This is a genomic window from Frankia sp. AgB32 (assembly GCF_023243045.1).
In the GTDB taxonomy this organism is placed as follows: domain Bacteria; phylum Actinomycetota; class Actinomycetes; order Frankiales; family Frankiaceae; genus Frankia.
In genome coordinates, this window is the sequence record NZ_JALKFX010000038.1 from 48,042 (window position 1) to 56,168 (window position 8,127).

7 protein-coding genes and 1 pseudogene are annotated in these 8,127 nt (G+C 73.4%); 1 reads left to right on the forward strand and 7 read right to left on the reverse strand.

What is annotated here, in order from left to right; genetic code table 11:
• Positions 1–2 precede the first annotated feature (2 nt).
• The gene (locus MXD60_RS13930) at positions 3–1,088 is read left to right on the forward strand and encodes a 1-acyl-sn-glycerol-3-phosphate acyltransferase (protein ID WP_248819475.1); all 1,086 of its coding nucleotides are present in this window, start codon (positions 3–5) and stop codon (positions 1,086–1,088) included.
• Here MXD60_RS13930 and MXD60_RS13935 read toward each other — a convergent pair.
• The 7 genes and pseudogenes from MXD60_RS13935 to MXD60_RS13965 form a co-directional block, all read right to left on the reverse strand.
• Entirely contained in the window at positions 1,066–2,142 is a 1,077-nt protein-coding gene (locus MXD60_RS13935; protein ID WP_248819476.1) for a hypothetical protein, read from the reverse strand. The two genes, MXD60_RS13930 and MXD60_RS13935, sit on opposite strands and share 23 nt — an antisense overlap.
• Positions 2,143–2,175: 33 nt before the next feature.
• A complete protein-coding gene (locus MXD60_RS13940; RefSeq protein ID WP_248819477.1) occupies positions 2,176–2,661 on the reverse strand; it encodes a hypothetical protein in 486 nt (161 codons plus the stop codon).
• Between the two features lie 208 nt (positions 2,662–2,869).
• On the reverse strand, positions 2,870–3,691 hold the full coding sequence (locus tag MXD60_RS13945) for a hypothetical protein (protein ID WP_248819478.1): 822 nt from the start codon (positions 3,689–3,691) through the stop codon (positions 2,870–2,872).
• A gap of 8 nt (positions 3,692–3,699) precedes the next feature.
• Complete coding sequence (locus tag MXD60_RS13950) at positions 3,700–4,182, reverse strand: OmpA family protein (RefSeq protein ID WP_248819479.1); 483 nt, start codon at positions 4,180–4,182, stop codon at positions 3,700–3,702.
• Positions 4,183–4,450: 268 nt separating this feature from the next.
• The gene (locus MXD60_RS13955; RefSeq protein WP_248819487.1) at positions 4,451–5,305 is read right to left on the reverse strand and encodes a class I SAM-dependent methyltransferase; all 855 of its coding nucleotides are present in this window, start codon (positions 5,303–5,305) and stop codon (positions 4,451–4,453) included.
• 135 nt (positions 5,306–5,440) lie between these two features.
• Positions 5,441–7,426, reverse strand: a complete 1,986-nt coding sequence (locus tag MXD60_RS13960; RefSeq protein ID WP_248819480.1) for a protein kinase domain-containing protein — start codon at positions 7,424–7,426, stop codon at positions 5,441–5,443.
• A 287-nt stretch (positions 7,427–7,713) separates the two neighbouring features.
• A pseudogene (locus MXD60_RS13965) lies at positions 7,714–8,127 on the reverse strand (serine/threonine-protein kinase); the annotation flags it as partial.

Sequence of the window (8,127 nt, forward strand, 5' to 3'; positions counted from 1 at the left end):
GCATGCGCGTTCCACCGAAGGCGGTGCGACGGCTTCTGATCGATCCGCTGTTCGTGCCGGTGGCGGGGGTGCTGGTGGTGGTGGCGCTCGCCGTGGCCGTGCTCGGCCTGCTGGCCGCGCCGCTGGACCGCCGGCTGCGGCTCGCCAGGGCGGCGATGCTCGCGGCGAACTACCTGAGCGCCGAGGTGGTGGTGCTGGTCGCCGCCTTCGGTCTCTGGCTGGCGCGGCCGCTGCTCGGGCGCCGGCGCTTCGAGGCCGCGCATGTCTGGCTGCTGCGTCGCGTCCTGACGTTCCTGCTCGCCGCCGCCGGCGTGTGGCTCCGGTTCCGGCTGGAGATCCTCGAACCACCCCCGGAGCCCGCCGAGGCCGATGCGGGGACGGACGCTGACCCGTCACGGGTCCTGGTGCTCAGCCGCCATGCCGGCCCGGGGGACTCGTTCGTCCTGATCCACCTGTTGCTCAGCCGCTACGGGCTGGTGCCGCGGGTGGTGCTCATCGATCGCCTTCAGCTTGATCCGGCGATCGACGTCCTGCTCGGCCGGCTCGGCGCCTGCTTCCTGCGCAATGACGGCTCGGATGACACCGCGGCCCGGCGGATTGGCGCGCTGGCCCGCGGGCTGGGTGATGCGGAGGCGCTGGTGATCTTCCCGGAGGGGGCGAACTTCACGCCGTCGCGGCGGCGCCGGCTGATCGCCCGGCTGCGGGCGCGCGGTCAGTGGGACCGGGCCGCGGTCGCCGAGGACTTCGACGCCGTCCTTCCGCCGCGGCCGGCCGGGGTGCTCGCCGCGCTCGCCGGCGGCACGATCACCGCCACGATGGTCGTCGCGCACGCCGGCCTGGACGAACTCAGCGCCCCCGGTGAGGTCTGGCGGGCGATGCCGCTGACCGCCCCCCTGCTGCTGCGCTGGTGGCGGGTGCCGATGGCGCAGATTCCCGCCTCCGACGTCGGCCGCCGGCAGTGGCTGACCATGCACTGGGCCGTCGTCAACGCCTGGATCGGCCTGCGCCACGACGACGATGCTCCGCCCGCGCCGGTGGAGGCGCGGGCGGAGGCGAGGCCGGTGGTCAGGAGCGACGGGCCATCTTGATGGTCTTCTCGAGCTGGTCGCGGTCCACCTCGGCGACCCGCCCGTTCGTCGGGACCGTCGGGATGTGGCCGCCGCCGAGCACCAGGTCGGTGGTGTGGCGCAGGCCCATGTCCTTCTGTTCGACGTCGAGGATGGCCTCCTCGACCCGGTAGAGCTTCTCGATCTTGGAGACCTTCGCCTCCACCTGGGCGGCGACGATGCGCAGCCGACGCTCCGCCTTGGCGAGGCGTCGCTCGAGGCGACGGTCGACGAGGTTCGGCAGCGGCTCGTCGCGTTCCGTCGGGTCGTGCAGGTACAGCTCGACGGCGACGGCGACCAGCGGGATCAGCGCCTGGAACAGGATCACCGCCCCGCCGGTGGTCGTGCCGGCGGTGCCCTGGCTGCGCACGAGCACCCCAGCGATCGACAGCAGCAGGAAGATCGCCGTCGTCAGGCCCAGGGCCAGCGGCGACGAGCGCGACTCGACGAGCTGTTCCCGGATGTCCTCGTCGATCCGCAGCCGGCCGTTGTCGGCGTCCATGAGCATCTGCTTCTGGGCACGGGCCAGGATGGACGCCTTGATGCCGTGCGCGAGCGCCACGCCGGCGATGAACACCGCGACCCCGAGCAGGCCACCCAGCCACCATTCGGGGCCGTAGCCGCCGACGTCGGCGAGCACCGCGTACGACTGGGCGAACACGTAGAAGTCCAGGGCCGCGAGCACGGACAGGACCGCGGTGCGGGCCGGTCCGGCGAGGTCCATCTGCGGGATGCGTTCCTGCACGCCGACGGTGCGCCACAGCCGGCCCTGCTCGACCTTGTTCTTCACCAGCTCCGTGCGCCGTTCCCGGCGTTCCGCCCGGGAGTCGATTTCCATGCGGAGTTCGGCGATCAGTTCTTCGAGTGTCCGCCCGTCGGCGCGGACGGAAGCCCGGACCTCCTGGACCTCCGCCTCCTCCAGGCTTTTGAGTACCTTCGGGCGGGTCTCCGCCCCCGCGAGCGCGACGTCGGCGTCTCCCACCCGGCGGATGAGCTGCTTGGCCAGACGTCCCGGCTGGTTTCCCCTGCGCAGCACCGTTTCAGGCTCCTACTTTCCGGTGTCGGGCGGTCAGTCGATGGGGCGGGCGAAGGTGCCGCCGACGAAGCAGAGCATCGCGCAGACGATGCCGAGCACCGACGCGACCATCGCCTCGCGGGCGCCCTGCGCCTCGTCGCCGGAGAACACCATGGTCAGCACCAGGGTGCCGACACCGACGATGGCGCCGACGACGCCGAGCATGAACCGGCGCTGGATCGTCTCCCGCGGCGGGAGTTGCGACAGGGCGTCGATCGGGGCGATCCGGCCGGCGCGGGCCTGGTTGCCGACGCGGCGGCGGATGTCACGCAGGCGGAAGGTGTTGCCCGCGATGAAGAAACTGACCGCCGTGACGATCATTGAGCCGGTCACCGAGACCCGGGCGAAGGAGGTCGACAAGGTCAGCCAGACCCAGGTCTCCAACACCGCCAGCAGGACGAGGCAGGTGAGGATGACAACGGTCGAGCGCATCAGTGCGGGACTGAAATGCTGCTCTTCGGGTTCGTGCAGGACGCCCATGAGTCGACTCCTCGGCTTGGGTTCCACCAGGACCGTCGCGGTCGGCGACGGTTCGGCGGGATCGGCGTGGCGCGGGCCGCGACGGGTGCGGACGTCGTGCTCCGGGATGTCGGGCGCTGCGGGGTGGGGCGTGGGCGGGCGGGGGGCCGAGACTGCCTGGGCGGACGGGCTGGTGGGTGTGGCCGGTAAGGATGGGTCGGCCAGGGAACTAACTACAGTCACTGCTGATCCGACGGCACAGCTCACCCTTGAGGAAGCGGGCGAGGTCCTGCTGCGGCCGGTCCGCGCCGCCCTCGTTCACGCCGAGGAACCGGACCCTGTCGTTGCCGACCGAGGCGATCTGCCCGGTGGAGAAGCAACGTTTGACCAGTGCTTCGGCGATCGTGACGGAGGCCTTCTTCCCGTTGACGTCGAGGCAGTCGGAATCCTGGCCGGTGCCCAGCAGGTCGGTCCAGACGAGCACGGTCACGTCGGTGACCTTCGCGCCGGGCGTCGACCGCACGGCGGCCACCTCGTCGTTGATCCCGCCCAGCAGACCGGTGACACTGCCGGTCGTGGTGACCCGCTCGGCCTGCACGACATGGTTGATCTCGGTGCCCAGGGCCTTCGACGCGGCGGCCCGGTCCTTCTCCGCCCGGCGGCTGTTGTTCCGCTTGATCTGGAACATCCGGTCGCCGTGGAAGCAGTCCGAGTACGTCGTGGGCCCGCCGCCGCTGGCGACCAGCTTGACGTAGGCGCCGTCCTTCAACGCCGTGTCCAGGTAGGGCTGCACGCGGGTGGCCACCCGCTGCGCGGTGGCCGCCGAGTTGTCGGACACGTCGAGCAGCATCAGCAGCAGCGGCGCGCCCGAGCTGGGCGTGTCCTCCTGGTACTGGGTGCAGTCGAGTGGCCCGGAGGCCTGGGCCCTGCCGCCCAGCAGTCCGCCGGTGTCGCAGGCCGCCAGCAGCGGCGTCGCGAGCATCGAGGCCGCGACCAGCACGGCGAGTCGGCGTCGACGGGGTAGGCGGGCCCGCACCCGGGGGATCAGCACCTGGTACCTCATCGCAGCACGATCTCCACTCGGCGTCGGCTCGCGTCGGCGACGTCGTTCTGGGCGCCCTGCTCGCCCCTGCCCTCGACGTCCAGCACGGAGCTGGGAATGTCCTGCGTTGCCAGCCAGGCCTCGACTGCCTTCGCCCGGTCCAGCGACAGCTTCTGGTTGTCCTCGGCGCGCCCGATGCCGTCGCTGTACCCGATCACCGAGATCGGTCCGGGGTGCTCCCGGATCGCCGGCAGGATCTGCGCGAGGGCGGTGACCGCCGCCGGCAGCAGGGTGCTGCTGCTCGACTCGAACAGGTAGTCGGCGCTGACGGTCGACACCTGGCTGCCGTCCGGCTGGGTGACGAACTTGCTCAGCGGCGGCAGCGGGTCGGCGGCGACGTCAGGAGCCGTCCGGGCCGCGTGCGGTGCCGGGGTGAACGGGCTGGCGCCGGCCGAGGCCGAACATCCGGCCGTCAGGCCGAGCGCCAACGCGAGCGCCACGGCCGTGCACGCACGAACCCCCGAATTGCCGCGCCTGAACGTGGCATCTCCGAGTGTGGAGTGAGTGTGTTCCACGGTGTGCCCCCAACGGCGAATGCGGGGCCAACCATAACGGGGGTGATAAGGGCACCTCCGCGCACCCTTGGGTGTTGTGTGCATAGTGGGGCGCACTGGTGCGCCGTTGAGCGACCGGTTCACTATCGTTCGCCGGCAGTGCGGGTCGCCTTACCCACGGCCGAGCGGAAACCCGCAGGTCAACGACGGATCCTCAGCCTGCCGGCGGCCGGCTCGCCACGAAGATCGACGTGGACGGCACGTACTCGCCGCGCCGTGGACCCCACTGACCCCAGGTCTGCTCGAGTCCCTCCGGCCACTCCGGCTCGATGATGTCGTGCAGGATCAGCCCCGCCGCGACGATCTCGCGGACCCGGTCGCCGATCGTCCGGTGGGTCTCGGTGTAGATCGCCTGGCCCTGCTCGTCGTGCTCGGTGTAGGCGCGCCGGTCGAAGTAGCTGTGGTAGACCCGCAGCCCGTTCTCGTCCGGGTCGTCCGGCAGGCACCAGACGAACGGATGCGTGGTCGAGAACACCCAGCGCCCGCCGGGCCGCAGCACCCGGGCGACCTCCCGCATGAGCGCACCGCTGTCGGCGACGAACGGGACCGCGCCGAACGCCGAACAGGCGATGTCCACGCTCCCGTCGGCGAACGGCAGGGCCACGGCGTCGGCCTGCACGAGGGGGACGTCGATGCCGGTCCGGGCGGCGTAGGTGCGGGCCTGCGCGAGCTGTCCGCTGGACAGGTCGAACCCGACCACCCGGGCGCCCTGCCCGTGCAGCCACCGGGAGCACTGGGCGCCGCCGCAGCCGACCTCAAGGACGGTCCGTCCGGCCACGTCACCGAGCAGGTGCAGGTCCGACTCGCGCAGCCCCTCCGGACTCCAGCAGAAGTCGCTGTCGCCGAGGAACTCCCCGTGCTCGGCCTGGTATTCGGCGGCCGCGCCGTCCCAGTAGACGCGGCTGGCGCGGCGCGCCGTGTCGGCGTCGACGTCGAGGTAGCCGAAGGCGGGCGAGGGGCCGTCGTCCGGGCCCTGGGCGGAGTCGGTGGCGGGCGCGGCGTCGATCATGCCGGCGTGGCCGGCGTCGTCTGGACTCTCCACGAGGTTGCATGCTGGCATCTCCCGCCGGGTCGGCCGGCGGTGCCCCCGCGAGGACGGGTCGGCTGGGCCGGATGTCTCGGCTGGGCCGGATGTCTCGGCGGATCAGGTCTCGGTGTGGCTGACCGCGCTGCCGATCACCGCGCGGTTCTCCGCCACGGTGATCGGGGTGTAGACGACCGTGCCGGCCGCATGGGGGTCGACGAGCCGCCCGCGCCGGCTCTCCCCGACGAGGCGGGCCCGGCCCTCCAGCGACCCGACCCCGACCTCGTGGTCCGCCGGGCCGAACGGGCCCGTCCCGAGCAGGCCGGACTGCGCGGGGCTGTCCGTCGCGTAGATGCGCACGACCGTGCCCGGCACTGTCGTCCACCGCAGGACGGCTCCCCCGAGCGTCGACCGTGCCTCGAGGTCGAGGACCGGTCGGGGCCGGGCCACGACCCGGACGACGACCTCCGCCGTGTCCCCCGGGGACAGCGCGTCCGACCCGTCCGGGCCGGCGACCCACACCCGGTAGCGGTACACCGCGCCCGCCGCCGTGTCGGTGTCGACGAAATGACCGCCCTCGCCGCGGAAGCGGCGCTTGGCGCCCGACAGCGGCGACGCCTCGGCGAACCGCCGCTCGATCAGGACCTCGTCGTAACCGGGCATCGGCCGCCAGGACAGCTCCACCGCGTCCCCGACGTCGGTGTCCGCCGACATCGACGCCCGCAACGCGGTCACCACCGGGGTCAGGATCCGTGACGCGGTGCGGGCCGGCTCCGAGCGCAGCCGGCCGGAGCGCCCGGCGAGAACGGCCACGACCTCGTGCCAGTGCGGGACGCCGCGGGGCACGCCGGCGTCGAACAGCTCGGTGCCGCTGGTGATGCCCAGGCTTCGCTCCCGGCGGCCGTTCGGCGCGGCCGGGTCCGCCAGCACCCGACAGACCCGGTAGGACACCCCCGGGGTCGCCGACGGCTCCCACCGCAGCAGCACCGCGCCGTCCTGCTCGCTCGCGCTGACCTCGCCCGGTGCCGCCGGGCCGACCTCAGCCTCCCCGGCCACGCCCGGCGCGCCGGCGGTCGCGGACGCCGGGACCGGTGGCGCCGGGACGGACACGGCCGGGACGGGCTCGGGCAGCTCCGGGAAGTCGACCGGAGGGCGCCCGGGCGGCGGCCGGCGCGTGGTGCGGGGAGCGAACTGGGTGACGTCACCGCTCCCGTCGCCCAGGCCGTCATCGCTGTCGCTGCCGCGGCCGGTCGGACCAGGTGCCGCCGGGGCGGCCGCAGCCACGCGGGCGAGCAGTTCGCGGGCCCGCCGCGGGGTGATCCGCAGGGCCGGGTCCTTCTCCAGCAGGCCGTCGAGCACCTCGCCGAGCTGCCCGGCCCGGTGCGCCGGCGCCGGCGGGTACAGGACGATCGCGGCGAGCATCGCGCCGAAGCTGTCCCGCTCGAACGGCGGATGCCCCTCGACGGCGAAGTAGAGCGTGCCGCCGAGGCTGAACAGGTCCGCCTCGAACGTCGCCGGCTCGTTGTTGAGCCGTTCCGGCGCCATGTACAGCGGTGTTCCGAGCACGCCCGTGACGGTGAGGGTGGGATCGCCGTCGCCGGTGGCGATGCCGAAGTCGGTGAGGACCACCCGGCCGTCCGTCGCGATCAGCACGTTCGAGGGCTTGACGTCCCGATGGACGATGCCGTGCTCCCGCGCGGCGACGAGCGCGTCGAGGATCGCGAGCCCGGCCCGGGCAACCTCCGGGACGGGCATCGGACCGTCATCCCGGACGAGCTCGTACAGGGACCGGGACGGCACGAGCTCCATCACGATCCACGGCAGGCCGTTCTCCAGGACGACGTCGAGGATCGTGACAACGTGCGGATGGCTGCGCAGCTTCGCGGCGTGCCGGGCCTCCCGCATCGCCCGCTCGACCCGGTCGGCCCGCTCGGCCCGCTCGGGACCGGCGACCCCGCCGGCGAACTCGATCTCCTTCAGGGCGGCCTCGGTCTCGAGGACGGTGTCGAACGCCCGCCACACGGTGCCCATCGCACCCGCACCCAGCCGCCCGACAAGCCGATATCGGCCCGCCACCATGCGGTTGCCCACCGGACCGGCAGCCACGACACCCCCTCGGCTAGGTATTGCCGCAGGCCAGCTTTCCAGGCGAACCGGGTTGTCACGACCCGCGTGGGCGCGATCCGACACGGCGTTCACCGGCGCCGCGTCTGAGCAGCCCGTTCGCCGTGCCCCGTCCCGCCCCGCGCTATCCACCTTGCACCTTTTCTCGGCGCTGCCCACCCGCATCGTGCACCCTTGTCGGCCAGCTCGCACCGCCCGCCCCGGTTGTCGCGCCTCACGCCGCTCGTCCCGGTGCGCGCCAGCGGCCCGCGTCGGGACGGACGGCATGGTCAGGGCACCGGGTGCGTCGCGGGCTGCGGGGTGTCGAGGTCGGTGAGCGGCGGGTTGGCCGACCGGGCCGTCGTCGCCGGGCCGGTGGACGTGGCCGACCGCTCGCCGCGCATCGCGAAGGCGAACGTGGTGGCGGCAAGCAGGGATCCGGCGACGGACGACAGTGTCCGGCCGGGACCGCCGATGTCTGCCGCCCGGGCCAGCGCCGTGCCGCTGCCGGCCCCGGCGAAGGCGGCCAGGATGGTGACGACGACGCCGGTCGCGCGGTCGCTGGGGAACAGCAGTTGGGCGCAGAGCGTGCCGAGGACGACGGCCGCCCCGGCCGGCCGCCCCCGGGGGGGGGGGCCCGGCCCCCCGGCCCCCCCCCCCCCCGCCCCCCCCGGCCCGGCGGGCGGGGCGCGCGCGCCGGGCGC